Raw genomic sequence first — 17,279 nt, 5'->3', positions numbered from 1 at the left:
TGCATTCCGCGACACGGAGAGGACTATGAGCTGGATTGTCGGCCGCTATACGGCCTTTATTTTGACCCTGGCGGGCGCGGCGGTTACCGCTGTCCTGGCGGTTACCGGCTCGCTCTGGTGGCTATGGGCTGCCGTCCCGCTTGCGCTGCTGGGCGCCCTGGGCGTCTATGACCTGATCCAGACCCGCCACGCCATCCGGCGCAATTACCCCGTCCTGGGCAACCTGCGCTTCCTGTTCGAGTTCATTCGCCCCGAGATCCGCCAGTACTTCCTGGAAGACGACACGCAGGCCGCGCCGTTCTCGCGCGCGCAGCGCTCCATCGTGTACCAGCGCGCCAAGCGCGAAATCGACAAGCGCCCCTTCGGCACGCAGGAAGACGTCTACGGCGACCGCTACGAATGGATCAACCATTCCATGTCGCCCTCGCACATCAACGACACGGACTTTCGCGTCACCGTTGGCGGCCCGGATTGCAAGCAACCGTATTCCATGTCGGCGTTCAACGTGTCGGCCATGAGCTTTGGCGCCTTGTCGGCCAACGCCATCCTGGCCCTGAACGAGGGCGCGCGCCAGGGCGACTTCGCGCACGACACGGGCGAAGGCGGCATCAGCCGCTATCACCGGCAGCCGGGCGGCAGCCTGGTGTGGAACATCGGTTCGGGCTACTTCGGCTGCCGCGACGAACATGGCGCGTTCTCTGAAGAAGCCTTCGTCAAGAACGCCTGTACGCCGCAGGTGAAGATGATCGAAATCAAGCTGTCCCAAGGCGCCAAGCCGGGGCACGGCGGCATCCTGCCCGCAGGCAAGGTCACGCCCGAGATCGCGGAAGCGCGCGGCGTGGCCGCCTGGCAGGACTGCAATTCACCCGCCAGCCACTCTGCCTTCGACACGCCTATCGGCCTGATGAAGTTCGTGGCCCGATTGCGCGAACTTTCCGGCGGCAAGCCGGTGGGCTTCAAGTTCTGCGTGGGCCACCCGTGGGAGTGGTTCGCCATCGTGAAGGCCATGCTGGAAACCGGCATCACGCCGGACTTCATCGTGGTGGATGGCGCGGAAGGTGGCACCGGCGCGGCGCCGGTCGAATTCGTCGACCATGTCGGCACGCCGTTGCGCGAAGCCCTGCGCCTGGTGCACAACACGTTGATCGGCGTGAACCTGCGTGACCGCATCAAGCTGGGTGCGTCGGGCAAGATCATCACCGCGTTCGACATGGCGCGCGTCATGGCGATGGGCGCCGACTGGTGCAACGCCGCGCGCGGCTTCATGTTCGCCATCGGCTGCATCCAGGCGCAGGCCTGCCATACGGGAAAATGCCCCACCGGCGTCACGACGCAAGACCCCATGCGCCAACGCGCGCTGGTCGTGCCGGACAAGGCGCAGCGCGTGACGTACTTCCACAGCAACACGCTGCACGCGTTGGCCGAACTGCTGGCCGCCGCCGGGCTGACGCATCCCAACCAGCTGCGCCCCCACCATATCGCGCGCCGCATCTCTTCCAGCGAAATCCGGCTGCTCTCGGCGCTGTTCCCCGAATTGGCGCCGGGTGAGCTGCTGCGCGGCGAATTCCGCCACCAGGTATTCCGGGTGGGCTGGGCCATGGCGCAGGCGCAATCATTCCAACCCACGCGCGACATCACCACGGCCCTGGCCGAGCAACACGTGTAGTCCCGGCCGCACGCAAATACCGGCGCGGCTGTTCGGACGCTACAACCAGCGTTCGAACATCCGCGAGAAAAACTCCATGAAGCGGTCGTCGGCGCCGCGGTTGCTCCAATCTTCCGGCGTGATCTGAACCGAATCGGCCACATCACGCTGGAAGAGGGCTTCCATTTCGGCGGCGAATTCCGGTCCCAGCACCACGGCGTTGATTTCATAGTTCAGCGCGAAACTACGCCAGTCCATATTGCTGGAACCCACGGTGGACCATACGCCGTCGACAACCGCCGTCTTGGCATGCAGCAATGCGTCGCGCCGTTCGTAGAGCTTCACGCCGGCGCGCAGCAAGTCCGTGTAGTGGGATCGCCCCGCATTGAACACCAGGGACGAATCGCTAAAGCCCGGCAGCACCAGCACCACGTCCACGCCGCGCCGCGCGGCATCGCAAAGCACGTCGATGAATGCCGGATCGGGCACGAAATACGCCATCGTGATGTGGATGGATTTCTGCGCGCTTTCAAACGCGGACATCAGCGTCAGGTAAACCGTATAGCCGTCGCTGCGGTCGGGCTGGTTGGCCAGGATGCGCACGCGGGTCTCGCCTGCCGGCGGCGCGACATGCTCGCCGCCGCCGGCCAGCGGCTCGTCGGCCTGCGACGCCCAGGCCGCCTGGATGATCTGTTCCAGCTGCGCCACCGCCGGGCCTTCGATGCGCAGGTGCGTATCGCGCCACGGGGCCGCCTTCGCGTCGCCCGCAGTGTCGCCGTCGGCGTTCTCGGTTTTTTTTTCCTTCGCAGGGCCCGAACCTGCCATTGAGCCTGACCCAGACCCGGATCCAGACCCAGACCCAGATCCAGACCCCGGCGATGACTCGTACACGCTGCTGACGTTGATGCCGCCCAGATAGCCCACCTTGCCGTCCACCACCAAGACCTTGCGGTGATTGCGCTGGTTCGGCGACCATCCGGCGCGTGCATTGGCCGGATTGACGGGATTAAACACCGCCACCTGCACACCCGCATCGCGCAGCCGCTGGAACAGCGCATCGGGTGTCTTGATCGTGCCCACGGCGTCCACCATCAACGCCACGTCGGCCCCTCGGTTGCGCGCCGCGATCAGGGCGTCGGCGAACCGCGCGCCTTCGGCATCATCGTCGAAAATATAGGTTTCCATGTGCACGTAGCGGCGAGCCTGCCCGATAGTCTGCAACATGGCCTGGTAGGTGCTGGGGCCGTCGGCCAACAAGCGGACACGATTGCCCGCCACCAGCGGCGCGCCGCTGACGGCCTGCTCGACGGCCAGATGGCGCGCCAGGAAATCGTCTTTGGGAGTTTGAGGATCTGCCGCGATGCCTTGACCGCGGCGATAACTGTCACGCGCCGCGTCGGCGGACAGGCCTGCTTGCGCTTCGCGCGCCTGGCGTTCTTGCGCATCGGGCACGCTGGCGCATGCCGCGACCATTGCCGTGGCGCAAGCCAGCAGCAGCGCCTGCGCCCAGCGGCGGACGCAGGGCAACCATGAAGCCCGCCCTGGCCCCGATCCGCTAGCGCCCAAGGCGGGCGCCGGAAGCGGCTCTGGCGGCTTCATGGCAAAAACGGCTTAGCGCCTGCCGCCCGCCACCAGGCAGCCCAGCAGCGCACCGACCAATGCGGCCACGCCAACGGACTTCCAGGCGTTTTCGTGCACGTATTCGTCGGCATAGGCCGTGGCGCGACGGGCTCGTTCACGCGCAGCGCCTTCCCAGTCACCCGCATGATCGCGGGCATCCGCCAGTTGCTGCTTCAGGCGGGCGCGGGCGGATTCGATTTCGGAGCCGGTATAGGAAGCCGTCGAACGCAGGAGGTCTTCCGTGCCGGCAAGCAGCTCATGGAAGCTGTCGTTGACCCGATCGCGGTGCAAAGCCATCTCGGCGCGTTGGTGCTTTCGATTCATAGTCGCTCCTTTTGAAGGTATTGGGCCTTCCGGCGTGCCGGTGTCCTGACGCAGTTGCGCCATGCAGCGCCACGCGGTCGACCATGCCTTCATTGTGCCGATCATTCGTGGATGCCGCCCGAGCTTTCGCAACCAGCCGTAATTCGATATTTCAGCGGACCGAAACTTGCTGAACGAATCCCCGGGGTTCGTCGGCCTTCCATGGACGCGGCGATCCCGATTTCGTAAAAGTCCATTGCATTCAGCGGCTTAGCGCTTGACAGCGGAACCCACCCCACCGCAACAATAGCTCTTTGCAATGCGCTTCAATCGCCTCAAAAAAGGAAGAGAACGCATGGTTTCCCCTTCAGCAGTGCTTGCTCACACCGCGCAGGAATATCAGGCGCGCCCCTCCCCGGCCCTCAGCGCCGAACAGGCCGAGTTGCGCGACGGCCTGCTGGACCATCCCGCCCATATCGATCCCAAGTTCCTGTATGACGCGCTGGGTTCGTCGCTTTTCACCGCCATTACCCAACTGCCCGAGTACTACCCCACGCGTTGCGAAGCCGAGATTTTCGAACGCCATGGCCAAGACATCGCGCGGCATATCGGCCCGGTGCAATCCATGATCGATCTGGGCGCGGGCGATTGCGTCAAGGCCGAGCGTCTCTTCGCCAGCCTGCGCCCAAGGCACTACGTCCCGATCGACATCTCCGCCGACTACCTGCAGACGGCCGTGCGGCGCTTGCAGCTGTCCTATCCAGACCTGCGCGTGACCGCGATCGGCCAGGACTTTTCCCAAGCGCTGGCGGTGCCCCCGGAAGTCCCCGCCGAAGAGCGGCTGTTCTTCTACCCAGGCTCCAGCATCGGCAACCTCAATCCCGACGATGCCCATGCGATGCTGCAGCGCATCCGCGCCCAATGCCATGGCGGCGGCCTGCTGGTGGGCGTGGATCGCGTCAAACCCAGGCAGGTCCTGGAACCGGCTTATGACGATGCGCTGCATCTGACCGCGGCCTTCAACCTGAACCTGCTGCGCCATGTCAACGATGTACTGGACGCCGACTTCGATGTGAACGACTGGCAGCACGTCGCGCTGTTCAACGCCACCTGTTCCCGCGTCGAAATGCACCTGGAAGCACAACGCGCGCTGCGCGTGACGTGGCCTGGCGGCGAACGCGACTTCAGTCCCGGCGAACGCATCCACACCGAGAATTCCTACAAGTTCACGCCCCAGGCCTTTTCCGACCTGCTGCAAAGCGCGGGGTATCGCGACGTTGCGCACTGGTCGGATTCGCGCGGCTGGTTTTCGGTATTCAGCGCCCGCGCCTGACGCGGACGGCCCATCAACGCCACTGGAGGATCGCCATGGAACCTGCCTGCCTGCTGACTCACCCCGCCACCGGACCGTATGCCAGCGGACAGGCCGGCCAGCACGACCGCTATGACGCCGTGCGAACCACCAGCACGGCGCTGGCGGCGCCGCTGAGCCCCGAAGATTGCCAGGTGCAATCGATGCCCGATTGCAGTCCCGTCAAATGGCACCTTGCGCACACCACCTGGTTCTTCGAGACCTTCCTGCTGACGCAATTCCATCCGCCCTACACGATGTTCCACCCGCAGTATCGGGTGCTGTTCAACTCCTATTACAACGCGATCGGCGCCAAGCATCCGCGCCCGCAGCGCGGCCTGCTATCGCGCCCTTCGCTTGCCGACGTGCTGCACTATCGCCAGCACGTGGACAGCGCCATGCACGATCTGATCTCGCGCCTGGGCGGCAACGACCCGGACTTCGACGCCTTGCTGGAACTGGGACTGAACCACGAGCAGCAGCATCAGGAACTGATCCTGACCGACGTCAAGCACATGCTCTCGGCCAACCCGCTGAAGCCCGCGTACGTCGTCGGCGGCTCTCCCGCCCTGCCCCCCGGAACACCGGCCGGCTGGACGCGCTATGGCGGCGGCATCACCCGCATCGGCCACGATGGCCGCGGGTTCGGCTTCGACAACGAAGGGCCCGCCCACGAGGTGCTGCTGGCGCCGTTCCACCTGGCCGACCGCCTGGTCACGCAGCACGAATTCCTGGCCTTCATCCGGGACGGCGGATACAAGCGGCCCGAGCTCTGGCTGTCGGCCGGCTGGGACCGCGTCTGCGCCGAAGGCTGGCGCGCGCCGCTGTACTGGGAAGGCCAGCGCGACGACTGGCGCGTGTTCACGCTGCGCGGCATGCAGGAACTGGAATTGCAGGCGCCCGTCACCCACGTCAGCTACTTCGAGGCCGATGCGTACGCGCGCTGGGCCCGGGTACGCTTGCCGCGCGAAGCGGAATGGGAACACGCCGCCCGCCAGTTGGCCGACCCGGTCTTCCCCGGCCGCGCCAACATGCTGGAGAACGGCCACCTGGACCCGCGCCCCGCCCCCGCCCGCAACGGTTCGGGCGGCCCCGTGCAGCTCTTTGGCGACGCCTGGGAATGGACCGCAAGCGCCTACGACGCCTATCCCGGCTTCAAGCCCGACGCCGGCGCCGTCGGCGAATACAACGGCAAGTTCATGTGCAACCAGTACGTGCTGCGCGGCGGCTCTTGCGCCACGCCACGCGACCATGTTCGCGCCAGCTACCGCAATTTCTTCCCGCCCGAAGCCCGCTGGCAATTCTCCGGCATCCGACTGGCGCGGGACGCCTGACCTACGGTTCAAATTTTTGCCCGCACCCCGCTTGCATGGCAAAAAAGTTTCGTGCTAGAATTTCGTTCTTCGTTGCTCAGCGCTACTAAATAAGCACTGAAAAACGGGAAAAAGCAAGACAAGGAATGGCGCATTAGCTCAGCCGGTTAGAGCGACGGAATCATAATCCGCAGGTCCCCTGTTCGAATCAGGGATGCGCCACCAAGAATTCAGAAAGGCCCTCACTTCGGTGAGGGCCTTTTGCATTGCGGGGCTGGCGTTCAGTAAGAGCAGGCGTTCACCTGCACCCGACGGAACTGCACCAACCAAACTACACCCGGCGCAACGTGTCGCGGCGCTTGCCGCCCCAGGTCGCCGACAGGCTGGCGATAAAGGCGCCGATCAGCATCGACGCGAAGCCCCACAGCGCGAAGGCGGCCGCGGCCTTGCGAGCCTTGTCGGCCGCTTCCTTGGCCTTCTGCTTGGCGTCTTCCGCCGATTTCTTGGCATTGGCGATCGCTTGTTCGACGCGGCGCTGGGCGACGGCCGGTTCCGTGCCGGTTTGGGCGGCCACCACCTTCACGACATAGTCGCGGTCTTCGGGCGTCATGTCGCCACGGCCCAGGCTCATGGCCACGATGCGGCCCACTTCCGCTCGCGCGGCATTGCGGTCGCCGCTGGCCTCGGGGCGGTCCGAACGCAACAGCGTGTCGGTAAAGTACTCGGTCGCCTGGCCCATGCCGCCGCCGCTTGCGCCGGCCGCAGCCGTGGCCGTGGCCGCCGCGCCCGCTCCGGCCGCCACCGTCGCGCCCGTCTTGGCCGCGCCGGACACCACCGTGGCGATCGCCGAACCCAGCAGCGCGGCGCTGACCACCGCACTTAGCGCCCACACCAAAAAGCCGTGCGCCGTGTCTCTGAAATAGATTTCGTCCGAATGCACGTCCACCCATTTCGTGCGCAGGCGTCCGGCGACATAGCCGCCGATACCGTAGGACACGATCTGCGTGAACAGCATCCACCCAATGATGCCGATGCCCACCGCCGGCGCCGACATTCCCTCGTCGCCCCACGGCGATACCGACAGGAACCCCAGCCCGGTACCGCCGGCGAACAGCGCCAGCGAGAGCGCGGCGGCGATCACCGCGCCCGCGAACACGGCGGCCCAGGACACCGCCGAGACGGCGGACTCCTGGGCGAGCGCGGCCCCGCCGTAGGGTTGGCTCAATGAAGATGCGTTTTCCATGTTGATTCCTTGTTGATTGTCTTGTCTTGGCGGCCGCAGGTCATACCCGGACCGTTTCCGTTGCGGGAAACCGCAGCCCCGTCAATGCCAGAAAAGCGCCAGCAGGATGATGATGGGAATGGGCACGCCTAGCAGCCACAGCAGGATGGAACGCATATCGGACTCCTCATGGTTGTCATTGCAGAGCGGCAAGGCCGCTCAAGCCAGGTCGCTCAAGCCAGATCGATGGCGCCGGGCAAACGCGGATCGGGCGCGGGCAGCGTCGGATCGTGGATCGGCGGGTCGTCGGGCGGCTGGTTCGGATCCGGCAACGGATCGTCGGGTGGAAGGTTGCCGGGTAACGAGGGGTCATCCGGCGGCAGGTCGTCAGGCAAGCCGGGCTCGCGATGCGGGAATTGGGTCATGGTTGGCTCCTCCGGCGCTAATCGCGCCGCCCGCCTGACAGCAATTGGCGTTCCCATGCCGGGCGCGCCTTCCGCCCGACGAAAAAAAGCCCTCATACGAGGGCTTTCTTGCGGTATTCAGCACGACGGCATTAAGGCCTGGCCTTGTCGTCCTTTGGCATATCGAGGCCATTACTGCCATCGCTGCCCAGAAATGCCATCACGGCCGCCTTGCCGGCGGCGGAAGCTTCGTCCTGGCTTCCATAGCGTCGTTCAGAATAATTGGTGCTATGCACATTGCCGGATTCGGGATCAAGTAACGTGATGATCCACGCGAACTCGCCGGGCATCAGTTGCCTGACCTGTAGCGTGGCACGCGTGCCGGGACGCAATCTTTGCGACATCTGGCAGCCTTTTCAGTAACGGAATGCCCCCATCGTAGCGCAAAGCCGCCGGTTGCCGGCAGCGCGCCGAACGCTGTTCGAAATGCTGCGGACGCACATGATTCCATGCTGCACACTGCGCGGCAAAAACGCCACATTGCTCGGTTTCCGCCAGGAAAACCCTAGGGTCCATGCCGCCAATACAGGCGCACAATCAGTAAAAACATATAGACCGCACAAGCGGTGCCGCACCCCTTTAATCAGGCGAGGACGGAGACAACATGACTTACGTAGCAGTGGTTATCAGCTGTTTGATGGTTATGGGTATCGTCGCGTTGGTGATTCAAACGATCCAAAGTGCAGGGCCCGAGCCCTGGCTGAAGATTTCGGCGGCGATTGTCAGTTCAACCTTTGCTTCGCTCTTGTTGATCCCGCTGGGCTACGCCGTAGCACAGACCATGCTGATCGACTGACGCCACCACGTTCTTGGCCACCCGCCAGGGCTATCCGCCCCGGGCGGGTTTGCCTCGTGTTGCCGCCCAGCACAGCAACGAGCCGGCGGTGACCATCGCCACTCCCTGCCAGAACGGCGCGGTAAGGCGGGTCGACAGCCACACGGCTGCGAAGAAGGTGGAAAGCACCGGTGTGAAGTAGGACGCCGTGGCCAGTAAGGTCAGATTGCCTTTCAGTATCCCCACGTTCCACAATGCATAGCCGGCCGCCATCGCGCCGCCGGTCACGCATAGTTCGATCGTGGCGGATCCGGTAAATGCCAGCGCCGGCTCGGCGCTGAAGCCATACTTGATCCACAACACCACCGCCGTCAGCATGAAAAACAGCGCGACGCCATTCTTGCCGTCGGCGAACCGCTTTGTCACGTTGCAATAGACGGCCCAGATAATGGCGCCACTGAATGCCAAGCCATAACTCAGGGGGTTGCTCGACACATTATTCAAGGTGCGTTCCCACGACAGTCCGCCCGTTCCGCCCACGACCCAGACGATGCCGCACACCGACAGCAGTATCCCCGGCACGACCCATGCGTTGGCGCGCTGGCCGTTGATGACGATCGCCAACACCACCGTCAGGCAGGGCCAAAGATAGTTGACGATGCCAAGCTCGATGGCTTGCCCGCGGTCCAGCGCGAAACCCAAAGACAGCGACAGGCAGATCTCGTAGGCAACGAACAGCAGGCTGCCCACGACCAGATAACGCCGGGGGAACGTGCGCAGTTTTGGGAAACCCAGCAGGCACACCAGAAACGCCGAACCGACCGTATAAATGAGCGCGGCGCCGCCGATGGCGCCAAAGCTCTCGCTGACGCTGCGAATCAGGCCGACAACCGTGCCCCACAGCAGGATCGCCAGCAAACCTAGGATAGTGGCCGTATTCCGGCCAGGGGAAATTTGCATTACCGTTCCGCTTGCTCTTTGCTGCACGCCGCTTGCCTGCGGGCCAGGCGCGGCGTCAGGCGGGCAAGTGTAGCGAATACCAGGCGTTAACGTAGTGATAGGCCGGCACGGGGAGGTCCGTGCCAACAAGCGACATATACCCACTTAAACAATGAACAAGAGGGAGTAGCATCCGCATGGCCATTTCCATACGTAGATTGAGCGATGTGCTCGCCAGCACGGAGTCAGGCAGGCTCTATCGGATAGAAGTTTTCTTGCAAGCGGATGACCCGGGAACCATGAACCCGCCACCCCAGACCACGCGCTACATTCTCAGGACATCGGAAGGGGAACGCGTCATCGCTCTGGGCGATAAGCGGTATCGCCTGAAATCAGGAGAAGTGCTGACGGCCCTGGCGCCGCAGCAGGCGCCTCCACCGGCCTGACGGGGCTGCGGGCCCTTGTCTTGTGCCGCGCGCGGCTCACAGATCGGATACGACCCGCCGTTTTCCTTGCCCCTTGGCCTTGTACAGCGCGACATCGGCCCGCTCCAGCATTTGCAGCATCGTAATGCCCGACTGCGGATAGACCGCGATGCCCACGCTGGCCGACACCGAGACACGGATCCCCGGATAGGGCAAGGACAGGCTTTCGACCAGCGCCTCAGCCACGATCAGGGCATTGTCCTTGCCCACGCCCATCAGCAGCACCGCGAATTCGTCGCCGCCCAGGCGGGCCGCCACATCGGATACCCGGATCGCGCGCGCCATGCGGTCCGCGGCTTCCTTCAACACGGTGTCGCCGGCGGCGTGGCCATGCAGGTCGTTGACGGCTTTAAAACCGTCCAGGTCGATCGCCAGGATGGCGAAGGATTCTCCGCTGCGCTGGGCCACGGCCAATTCCCGCAAGACCAGTTCGCCGAACAGCACTCGGTTGCATAGCCCCGTCAACGGGTCGTAGTGGGCAAGGTGCTGGGCATGCGCCAGCATCCGCGAGGCCTGCAACAGCGCCGTGCCCACCTCTTGCGCCTCTTTCACGCGGGTGGTCGGCAACTCGACGGTGCGGCCCTCGCCCAATGCCAGCGCCGGCCCGACCAGCCCCTGCACGGCCGAGGTCAGGCGGCTGGCCAGACGCAAGGCCAGCCACAGCCCCAGGCCGAACGCGAACAACGTGCCCAGCACAAGCCAGGCGATGGAACGGTACAAGTCCGTCGTCAGCAACGCCATGGGCGCGCCGGCCGCAACGGTCCAGCCCGACAACGACGATCGGCTGAACGCCGTGTAGACGGGCGTGCCTTCCTTGGTCGTCGTTTCGAGCGCGCCTTCGCTTTCCTGCATTACCGCTTGCACCAGCGTGGGAACCGCCTTCTGCCCGACGAATTTCGCGGCATCGCGCGTGCGGGCGACGATGGTCCCCGAGCTGTCCAGCACCGCTGCCACCCAACCCTCCGGAAGCGCCCGACGGCCCAAGGCGTTGCCGATGCGATTGGGCGACAGGCCCACGCTAAGGCTATAGACGACGGCATCGCCGCGCACCACCGGCACGCCCAGCGCGATCGTGGGCTTTTGGCTGACGCCGCCGGTGAACAAACGGCTTAACACCGGCGAGCGCGTCTCGAACACCCGGCCCAAGTCCTGCGCCGCGCCGCTTAGCGGCAACGGGGTGCCATACGGCACCAGCGTGTTGATGATCTGCCTGCCGTCGCGGTCGGTCAGCACATAACTATCCACGATCTGGAATTGCACGGATTCCCGCGCACGCTGATGAAAACTCGGAAGGTCGCCGGTCAGCAGATCGGGAGAAGACGCCAGCATCTGCACGCCCGCGGCAACGCCGGTCAACTCGCGGTCAAGGATGGCGGTCAGATTCCGGGCTAGAAAGATCGTATCGCGGAAGATGCGCTCTCTCTCGATGACATAGCTTTCATACACCGCCACCGACGCCACGATCAGCGCAGGCGAAATACAGGTGAAGACGAGAGCAAGCAAGCCGGTCCGCATGGAATACAGGCGCTGCGGGCGAGCCTTTGCGCCAGCCGGGCTTTCGGCTTCAGCCACCGCCTCCCTTGGTCTCATGGGCCCCTCCCATAGGTCTTCCATGGCGCTGCGCGCCTTCAGGCGACTTGTTCCGCGTCCCCAATTTACTCCGAAAATTTTGGCCTAGCGATGATTTCCTGACAGATGGATACGCCTGGTCATTCCCATTCGCGACAGATTGCTACTATCGCCGCCATGCGTAAACCGTCCCCCAAATTCCCCGCGTCCAGCCCGCTGGACGCGTCCGACAAGACCGTGCTGATTTACGGTGCCCTCGCTGCCGTATCCGGCCTGACCCTTCACGCGTTGATGACGGCCCGCGCCTGGCCCTGGGGGCATCCGTTCGCCCTGGCCTTCTGGCTGCAGTGGGTGGCGCTGGCACCGCTGGCCGGCGCCATGCTGGCCGGCATGCGCAGCGGCCGCCGCTGGCTGGCGGCGCTGGCGGCATACGGGCTGATCCTGCCCGCCCTGACGGCATACGGCCTGACGTCCGCGCACGGCGCCCTGCCCCACGAAGCGGGCGGATGGCCGCAAGGCAATGACCTGGCGTTGGCGTTACTGCTGACCGGCGTCGCGGGCTTCATCCTGCTGCCGCTGGTTCAGGCACTGGATGCCGGCAAGCCCCAATGGGGCTACCCCGACGTATTCCGCGCCGCGTGGCGCAATGCCGTTCACCTGACGCTGGCCGTGTGCCTGGGTTCGGCGGTGTGCCTGCTGCTGACCGCGGCCGGCGCCATGTTCGCCATGATCGGCATCAAGGGGATTCGCGCGGCCGTCGACGCCACCCCCTTCCGGCTTGCCGTCTGGCCGATGGTCCTGGCCGCCTGCCTGGTGGGCGTGAGGCGCCGCCCGCAATTGACCGATACGCTGCAACGCTCCTGGTTGACGCTCAATGCGTGGCTGCTGCCGCTAATCACGCTGGTGGGCCTGGCCTTCACGTTGGCGCTGGCCGCCCGGATGGCGGTGGGCCTGCAAGCCGTCCAGCTGTCGGCGGGCGCGCTGATCGCGTTCTGCCTGGTGTGGATCAAGTTCATCAATGCCGCCTGGCAAGACGGCCACGAGGCCGCCCCCTTCGGTCCGCGCCTGCGGACGCTGCTGCGCGCGACGATGGCGTGCCTGCTGCCGCTGGCCGCCGTAGCCTTATATGGCGCCGTTGTGCGCGTGGAGCAATATGGCTGGACGGTGCTGCGGGTCTGGGGAGTCATCGGCGGCACGGTGCTGGTGCTGTATGGCGCGGGCTACGCCTGGGCCGCACTGCGCCCTCAACGCGACCACCCCGCGCTGGGCGTCACCAACCTGATCGTGGCCGTTGCCACCCTGGGGTTGCTTTTGGCGGTCAATACGCCGATCGCCAACCCGCTGCGCCTGACCGCGGAAAGCCAATTGCGGCGCATCGTGGACGGACGTCTGGATCCGGAGACATTCAGCTTTTACGCCATGGGTCGCGAATATGGCCGCTGGGGCCGCAGCGCCCTGCAACAGCTGGCAGACGGCGCAGCCAATGCGCGGGATCCGCGCATCGCCCTTGCGGCCGCCGAGGCCCTGAAAGGAAGCTATTTCGGCTGGAGCGATACCGCACCGGCGACGGGCCAGGCATCAGCGGCCGAGCCCCCGCCTATCGCCGTGCCCGCTTTCGTCACCCTGCCGCCCGGACGCGCGGTCCCCGAAGCATGGTGGAGCGCGATGCGCGAGACGTCACCGGCCCAGGCCCGGACGTGCGCAACACCGGCCGTGCCTGCCATGCCGGGCGAAGCGGCCAGCCTGCCATGCCGATTGATCTTCGCCGATCTGACCGGTGACGGTCAGGACGAGATCGTCTTATATCTCGCGCCGCAAGGCGGAGGGTCCGGCGCGGGCGAACGGTTGATCGCCTACGCCGCGAAGGGCCAGGCATGGCAGCCGTTGGGCCGGCTGCAAGCGGAGAGTTTCGAGCAGCCGATGGCAGACGTGACGGGTGTCGTGGATATCCGGCAGGCGTTGGAGCAAGGCCTGGTGCGCACCCGCCCCCGGCCTGAACGCGACTTGATGATCGGCGACAACCTGCTGCGGCTGCGTTGAGCTACCGCGCTTCCAAGTCGGGGGTGCCCGAGAACTGGCTCTTCAGCAGCGTCAGCGCGCCCTTCTCCGCCAACGCCTCGTTGGGAAATACATGCTTGGTATCTTCCAGCACCGGAAATCCGAAGATGCGGACCCGGACGTGAAAGCCTTCGGGGGTTTCGGCGAACTCGATATCGAAATTACGTTCTTCGATCCAGCCCGATCGATGCAGTTTCCATTCCATATGCAACACGCTCCTGGTTGGCGGGGGCAACACGAAAGGCCGGCCTGAAATTCCGGCGCTGCTACACCTTACACCCGGCGCGGCGCGTGCGGATGGCTGGCCGCCCCCGCACGCGAACCTGCACGCCTTATTCCGCGGCGGGCGGCTCTTCCGGCCTCTTGCCCAACAGTTCTTCGGATGCGGGAGAAAAAAGGTCCCAGCAAGCCATGAACAGTGCGGCGATCAGCGGGCCGATCACAAAGCCATTCAAACCGAACAAGGCCATGCCGCCCAGGGTGGAGATCAGCACCACGTAGTCCGGCATCTTGGTGTCTTTGCCCACCAGGATGGGACGCAGCACATTGTCGACCATGCCGATGACCAGCACCCCGAACCCGATCAGCACCGCGCCCTTGACCACGGCACCCGTCAAGAGGAAGTAGATCGCGACCGGCGCCCAGATCAGCCCCGCCCCAATCGCGGGCAGCAGCGACAGGAAGCCCATGATCACGCCCCATAGCAGCGCGCCCTGGATCGAAAGGATCGAAAAAATGATCCCGCCCAGCGCGCCCTGCGCCGCCGCCACCGCGATGTTGCCCTTGACGGTGGCACGCACGACGGTGGTGAACTTGCGAAACAGGTGTTGCTTATGCGCGTTGCTGAGCGGCATGGCGCGCTTCAGGCGCGCCGTCAGTTGCGGCCCGTCTCGCAACAGGAAGAACAGCAGGTAGAGCATGATGCCGAAGCTGATCACGAACTGGAACGTGTCCTGCCCGATGTTCAGCGCCTGGGTCGCCAGGAACTGGCTGGCCTGCATCGCGCCCGCGCTAAGCTTCTGTTGCAGGCTGGGAATGTCGGCCAGGTCGAAGCGTGCAAGCAGGTCATGCACCGACGGCGGCAATGCGGCCATCGCCTGCTGGAAGTACGCGCCAAAGTTCAGCTCGCCCGATTTGATGCTCTGATACAGGTTCGCGCCTTCGTTCACCAGCGACCCGCTGATGGCGACGAGCGGCAGGATGACAAGCAGCAGGACCAGCAGCAACGTGATCAGCGCGCCAAGATTGCGCCGCCCGCCGATGCGCGCGACCAGCCGGCGCTGCAAGGGCGCGAAGATGATGGCAAGAATGGCGCCCCAAAAGACCGCGCCGTAGAAAGGCCACAGTAGCCAGCCGAACGCGATGGTGACCACCACGAGCAGAAGCAGAAAGGTTCTGTGGTGCAAGCTGGATGATTCGCTCATATTCCGTTCCAGGCACGGCGAACGCCGCGAGACCCGCATTGTACAAAGCGCCCGCTTCCCGGCGGGTTCAGGCCCCGAGTCCCACGGCCAGCAGCACGGTCTGGCGCGCTTGCGCCAGACCTTCCGACTGCGCATTCAGCCCCTGCAGGCGCAGGTTCAGCTGCTGTTGCAATGTAAGCGTCGCCACGCGCGCCTGGCCGTCCACCAATTGGATATCCGCGGCGTTGGCGGCCACGAAATCCGCCACGCCCACGGCATCGCGCGCCACGGAGTCCATGCGGGTTGCCGCCTGCATCAATTCCGCGGCGGGCGCGGTCACGGTTTCGTCATAGACGCCACCATAGACCGGCGCCAAGTCGGGCGGCAAAGCCATCTCGGCCCGCGCCCGATCCGCCTTGGCACGCGCATCGTGGAGCTTGCTGGCGCTTTCCGCCAGGGTCTTGCGGGCCGTCTCGAATGCGGCTTTGCGGTCAACGATTTCGCCCACCGAACGAATCGTTTCCACCGCCAGCACCTCGCGCAACGGCGCGGCGGCCTCGGCCATCTCTTTCTGGAAGCCGGTAATCACCTCGTACGCGTCGGCGTAATCGCCGATCGCTTCTTTCTCGGACTTGCCGAGTGCGCTGATCGGCAACAGCGTGTCGCTGCTTACCCGAGCTTGCAGCAGTTGGATGAACGCCGCGCGCTCCTGGGGCTCTTTATTCACGCAGGCCGTCGTGATCAGCATCGAAGCCATCGCCAGGCCCATCAGGCAGGCTCGCCATGGTGACATGCGTGTCCTCCTTGCTATCAGGGATTGATGTTTCGGGATTGAAGGCCCCGGATTCAAGCGGCCGGCGGGGCGGCCGCCGGCGCACGTGGGCAGATTATCCCGAAGCGTCGTCCGGCCACTACCCGTGGGCGGAATTTGTTGCGATCGAAGCGAGTTGACACAGGGCGCGCGGGGCGCGCTCGCGTTGCGGCCGTCATGCATGCGGCAGCCGATACGTCATCGCGCACCGCCGCGCGGCGTCAAAGCCCGCGTCCGACTCCGCCTGCAGCCGCGCTTGCAGAAGCGGAGGAAACGGCGGCGTAAGTTCAACGAAGCCCAGCCGCCGGTAGAACGGGGCATTCCAGGGCAGGTCGCGATCGGTCGTCAGCAGCACTGCGCCGTATCTGCCCGCGGCCCGTGCGTGCGCCAGCACCGCCCGCAACAGGGCGCGGCCAATGCCCTGCCCCTGCCAGGGCAACGCCACCGACATCTCGGTTAGAAACAAATCGCCCCCCATGGGCTCTGCCAGCGCAAATCCGCGTACCTCGGCGTCGGGCTGCGCGACCCATAGAAGACATGCCGCCTGCGCCACCGCCAGTTCGTCCAGGGGCACCGGATCGCCGTCGGCGGCCCAGGCCACGGCCGTCCCGCAGAATCGCGCCGCGGCAGAGCGCTCGATATCGGCCAGGCGGGCCAGGTCGGAAGGTCGGGCGAGTCGAATCATGAGGGGTAGAAGTATGCACCATGCGCCCCCAGGCGACCCCAGCCCCGATCCCTTAAAATGCGCCATCCGGCCACGCTATCGGCCACCCGTAACACTGGCTTTGCCCTGACAATGACTCAAAACGCTACTTCCGCCTCCTGGGGGTTCACCCAGCCCGATTGCCGCGGCGCGGCCGCCCTCCTGTTCTTCATGGACGATCTGGCGCGCGTCGTGAACCAATACCTGGGACAGGGCCAGTTGTCGGATGAGGCGCTGGCGGATGCCCAGAAAGCCGTCGATGCGCTGCTGCAACGCTATGTTGAAATCGAGGCTGCCCCGGAAGCGTTCAACGACGAACGCATCGGCCTGGCGCTGGAAACCGAGCGCCAGCCGGACGGCACGATGGGCGCGCAAGTGGCGCTGCGGATGTCGCCGCGCCTGGAGGGCCTCATTATCGAAGCCCAGCGCCAAGCCCGCCCCGCCGCGCACTGACGGCCACAGCTACGCCCACCCTTTCCAAAAAAGCTTGCAAAACCCATCGGTCTGCGATAATATCGATGGTTGATGTCTTTCTGCAGAGCAGGAAGAACTTCAAACAGGGGTTGGGTTTGGATTCCAAGCTTTCGACTCCAAGCATGACCCAGTACTCCAAGCATT

The 17,279-nt window shown here is 64.9% G+C and carries 18 protein-coding genes and 1 tRNA gene; 8 read left to right on the top strand and 11 right to left on the bottom strand.

Annotated features, from left to right (window positions below; translation table 11 throughout):
* The first annotated feature begins 25 nt into the window (after positions 1-25).
* Positions 26-1,666: an FMN-binding glutamate synthase family protein gene (locus tag CQ050_RS19480; protein WP_105558477.1), complete on the top strand. Its 1,641-nt coding sequence runs from the start codon at positions 26-28 to the stop codon at positions 1,664-1,666.
* 39 nt (positions 1,667-1,705) lie between these two features.
* Here CQ050_RS19480 and CQ050_RS19475 read toward each other — a convergent pair whose 3' ends face one another.
* On the bottom strand, positions 1,706-3,118 hold the full coding sequence (locus tag CQ050_RS19475; RefSeq protein WP_105558553.1) for a phosphatidylserine/phosphatidylglycerophosphate/cardiolipin synthase family protein: 1,413 nt from the start codon (positions 3,116-3,118) through the stop codon (positions 1,706-1,708).
* A gap of 138 nt (positions 3,119-3,256) precedes the next feature.
* Positions 3,257-3,589: a YqjD family protein gene (locus CQ050_RS19470; protein ID WP_105558476.1), complete on the bottom strand. Its 333-nt coding sequence runs from the start codon at positions 3,587-3,589 to the stop codon at positions 3,257-3,259.
* A gap of 334 nt (positions 3,590-3,923) precedes the next feature.
* Between CQ050_RS19470 and egtD the strand changes: the two genes are divergently transcribed.
* From egtD to CQ050_RS19455, 3 genes are all read left to right on the top strand, one after another.
* A complete protein-coding gene (egtD, locus tag CQ050_RS19465; protein ID WP_105558475.1) occupies positions 3,924-4,901 on the top strand; it encodes an L-histidine N(alpha)-methyltransferase in 978 nt (325 codons plus the stop codon).
* A 35-nt stretch (positions 4,902-4,936) separates the two neighbouring features.
* Complete coding sequence (egtB, locus tag CQ050_RS19460) at positions 4,937-6,253, top strand: ergothioneine biosynthesis protein EgtB (RefSeq protein ID WP_105558474.1); 1,317 nt, start codon at positions 4,937-4,939, stop codon at positions 6,251-6,253.
* Between the two features lie 127 nt (positions 6,254-6,380).
* Positions 6,381-6,457 (top strand) — tRNA-Met (locus CQ050_RS19455).
* A gap of 106 nt (positions 6,458-6,563) precedes the next feature.
* Here CQ050_RS19455 and CQ050_RS19450 read toward each other — a convergent pair.
* The 3 genes from CQ050_RS19450 to CQ050_RS19440 form a co-directional block, all read right to left on the bottom strand.
* Positions 6,564-7,475, bottom strand: a complete 912-nt coding sequence (locus CQ050_RS19450) for a hypothetical protein (protein WP_105558473.1) — start codon at positions 7,473-7,475, stop codon at positions 6,564-6,566.
* A 212-nt stretch (positions 7,476-7,687) separates the two neighbouring features.
* Entirely contained in the window at positions 7,688-7,879 is a 192-nt protein-coding gene (locus tag CQ050_RS19445; RefSeq protein ID WP_105558472.1) for a hypothetical protein, read from the bottom strand.
* A 131-nt stretch (positions 7,880-8,010) separates the two neighbouring features.
* On the bottom strand, positions 8,011-8,262 hold the full coding sequence (locus tag CQ050_RS19440) for a hypothetical protein (RefSeq protein ID WP_105558471.1): 252 nt from the start codon (positions 8,260-8,262) through the stop codon (positions 8,011-8,013).
* Positions 8,263-8,522: 260 nt separating this feature from the next.
* On the opposite strand from CQ050_RS19440, the gene CQ050_RS19435 reads away from it, so the two are divergent.
* A complete protein-coding gene (locus CQ050_RS19435; protein ID WP_105558470.1) occupies positions 8,523-8,714 on the top strand; it encodes a hypothetical protein in 192 nt (63 codons plus the stop codon).
* 30 nt (positions 8,715-8,744) lie between these two features.
* Here the strand turns inward: CQ050_RS19435 and yddG are convergent, their stop codons facing one another.
* On the bottom strand, positions 8,745-9,653 hold the full coding sequence (gene yddG / locus CQ050_RS19430) for an aromatic amino acid DMT transporter YddG (RefSeq protein ID WP_105558469.1): 909 nt from the start codon (positions 9,651-9,653) through the stop codon (positions 8,745-8,747).
* 278 nt (positions 9,654-9,931) lie between these two features.
* Here yddG and CQ050_RS31335 point away from each other — a divergent pair, with 278 nt between their 5' ends.
* Entirely contained in the window at positions 9,932-10,078 is a 147-nt protein-coding gene (locus tag CQ050_RS31335) for a hypothetical protein (RefSeq protein ID WP_313461503.1), read from the top strand.
* A gap of 36 nt (positions 10,079-10,114) precedes the next feature.
* On the opposite strand, the gene CQ050_RS19420 is transcribed toward CQ050_RS31335, so the two are convergent.
* Positions 10,115-11,632, bottom strand: a complete 1,518-nt coding sequence (locus CQ050_RS19420; protein WP_233214173.1) for a diguanylate cyclase — start codon at positions 11,630-11,632, stop codon at positions 10,115-10,117.
* A 231-nt stretch (positions 11,633-11,863) separates the two neighbouring features.
* Between CQ050_RS19420 and CQ050_RS19415 the strand changes: the two genes are divergently transcribed.
* Positions 11,864-13,726 carry a DUF4153 domain-containing protein gene (locus CQ050_RS19415; RefSeq protein ID WP_105558466.1) on the top strand — a complete coding sequence of 621 codons (1,863 nt, stop codon included), beginning with the start codon at positions 11,864-11,866 and terminating at the stop codon, positions 13,724-13,726.
* 1 nt (position 13,727) lies between these two features.
* Here CQ050_RS19415 and CQ050_RS19410 read toward each other — a convergent pair whose 3' ends face one another.
* The 4 genes from CQ050_RS19410 to CQ050_RS19395 form a co-directional block, all read right to left on the bottom strand.
* Complete coding sequence (locus CQ050_RS19410) at positions 13,728-13,949, bottom strand: hypothetical protein (protein ID WP_105558465.1); 222 nt, start codon at positions 13,947-13,949, stop codon at positions 13,728-13,730.
* A gap of 127 nt (positions 13,950-14,076) precedes the next feature.
* A complete protein-coding gene (locus CQ050_RS19405) occupies positions 14,077-15,168 on the bottom strand; it encodes an AI-2E family transporter (RefSeq protein ID WP_105558464.1) in 1,092 nt (363 codons plus the stop codon).
* Positions 15,169-15,235: 67 nt separating this feature from the next.
* Positions 15,236-15,940: a DUF3053 family protein gene (locus CQ050_RS19400; protein WP_105558463.1), complete on the bottom strand. Its 705-nt coding sequence runs from the start codon at positions 15,938-15,940 to the stop codon at positions 15,236-15,238.
* A 193-nt stretch (positions 15,941-16,133) separates the two neighbouring features.
* Positions 16,134-16,643 (bottom strand): GNAT family N-acetyltransferase, encoded by a 510-nt coding sequence (locus tag CQ050_RS19395; RefSeq protein WP_105558462.1) that lies wholly within the window; start codon positions 16,641-16,643, stop codon positions 16,134-16,136.
* Positions 16,644-16,754: 111 nt separating this feature from the next.
* On the opposite strand from CQ050_RS19395, the gene CQ050_RS19390 reads away from it, so the two are divergent.
* Positions 16,755-17,114 carry a hypothetical protein gene (locus CQ050_RS19390; RefSeq protein WP_105558552.1) on the top strand — a complete coding sequence of 120 codons (360 nt, stop codon included), beginning with the start codon at positions 16,755-16,757 and terminating at the stop codon, positions 17,112-17,114.
* Positions 17,115-17,279 lie beyond the last annotated feature (165 nt).

This window comes from Achromobacter sp. MYb9, assembly GCF_002975275.1.
In the GTDB taxonomy this organism is placed as follows: domain Bacteria; phylum Pseudomonadota; class Gammaproteobacteria; order Burkholderiales; family Burkholderiaceae_B; genus Achromobacter.
This window is presented reverse-complemented; position numbering and strand designations above follow the sequence as displayed.

Excerpts from the sequence above, each read along its gene's own strand:
- CQ050_RS19480 (WP_105558477.1), top strand. The coding sequence starts at position 26 with ATGAGCTGGATTGTCGGCCGCTATACGGCCTTTATTTTGACCCTGGCG.
- CQ050_RS19475 (WP_105558553.1), bottom strand. The coding sequence starts at position 3,118 with ATGGTCGCGGCATGCGCCAGCGTGCCCGATGCGCAAGAACGCCAGGCG.
- CQ050_RS19470 (WP_105558476.1), bottom strand. The coding sequence starts at position 3,589 with ATGAATCGAAAGCACCAACGCGCCGAGATGGCTTTGCACCGCGATCGG.
- egtD (WP_105558475.1), top strand. The coding sequence starts at position 3,924 with ATGGTTTCCCCTTCAGCAGTGCTTGCTCACACCGCGCAGGAATATCAG.
- egtB (WP_105558474.1), top strand. The coding sequence starts at position 4,937 with ATGGAACCTGCCTGCCTGCTGACTCACCCCGCCACCGGACCGTATGCC.
- CQ050_RS19450 (WP_105558473.1), bottom strand. The coding sequence starts at position 7,475 with ATGGAAAACGCATCTTCATTGAGCCAACCCTACGGCGGGGCCGCGCTC.
- CQ050_RS19445 (WP_105558472.1), bottom strand. The coding sequence starts at position 7,879 with ATGACCCAATTCCCGCATCGCGAGCCCGGCTTGCCTGACGACCTGCCG.
- CQ050_RS19440 (WP_105558471.1), bottom strand. The coding sequence starts at position 8,262 with ATGTCGCAAAGATTGCGTCCCGGCACGCGTGCCACGCTACAGGTCAGG.
- CQ050_RS19435 (WP_105558470.1), top strand. The coding sequence starts at position 8,523 with ATGACTTACGTAGCAGTGGTTATCAGCTGTTTGATGGTTATGGGTATC.
- yddG (WP_105558469.1), bottom strand. The coding sequence starts at position 9,653 with ATGCAAATTTCCCCTGGCCGGAATACGGCCACTATCCTAGGTTTGCTG.
- CQ050_RS31335 (WP_313461503.1), top strand. The coding sequence starts at position 9,932 with ATGAACCCGCCACCCCAGACCACGCGCTACATTCTCAGGACATCGGAA.
- CQ050_RS19420 (WP_233214173.1), bottom strand. The coding sequence starts at position 11,632 with ATGCGGACCGGCTTGCTTGCTCTCGTCTTCACCTGTATTTCGCCTGCG.
- CQ050_RS19415 (WP_105558466.1), top strand. The coding sequence starts at position 11,864 with ATGCGTAAACCGTCCCCCAAATTCCCCGCGTCCAGCCCGCTGGACGCG.
- CQ050_RS19410 (WP_105558465.1), bottom strand. The coding sequence starts at position 13,949 with ATGGAATGGAAACTGCATCGATCGGGCTGGATCGAAGAACGTAATTTC.
- CQ050_RS19405 (WP_105558464.1), bottom strand. The coding sequence starts at position 15,168 with ATGAGCGAATCATCCAGCTTGCACCACAGAACCTTTCTGCTTCTGCTC.
- CQ050_RS19400 (WP_105558463.1), bottom strand. The coding sequence starts at position 15,940 with ATGTCACCATGGCGAGCCTGCCTGATGGGCCTGGCGATGGCTTCGATG.
- CQ050_RS19395 (WP_105558462.1), bottom strand. The coding sequence starts at position 16,643 with ATGATTCGACTCGCCCGACCTTCCGACCTGGCCCGCCTGGCCGATATC.
- CQ050_RS19390 (WP_105558552.1), top strand. The coding sequence starts at position 16,755 with ATGACTCAAAACGCTACTTCCGCCTCCTGGGGGTTCACCCAGCCCGAT.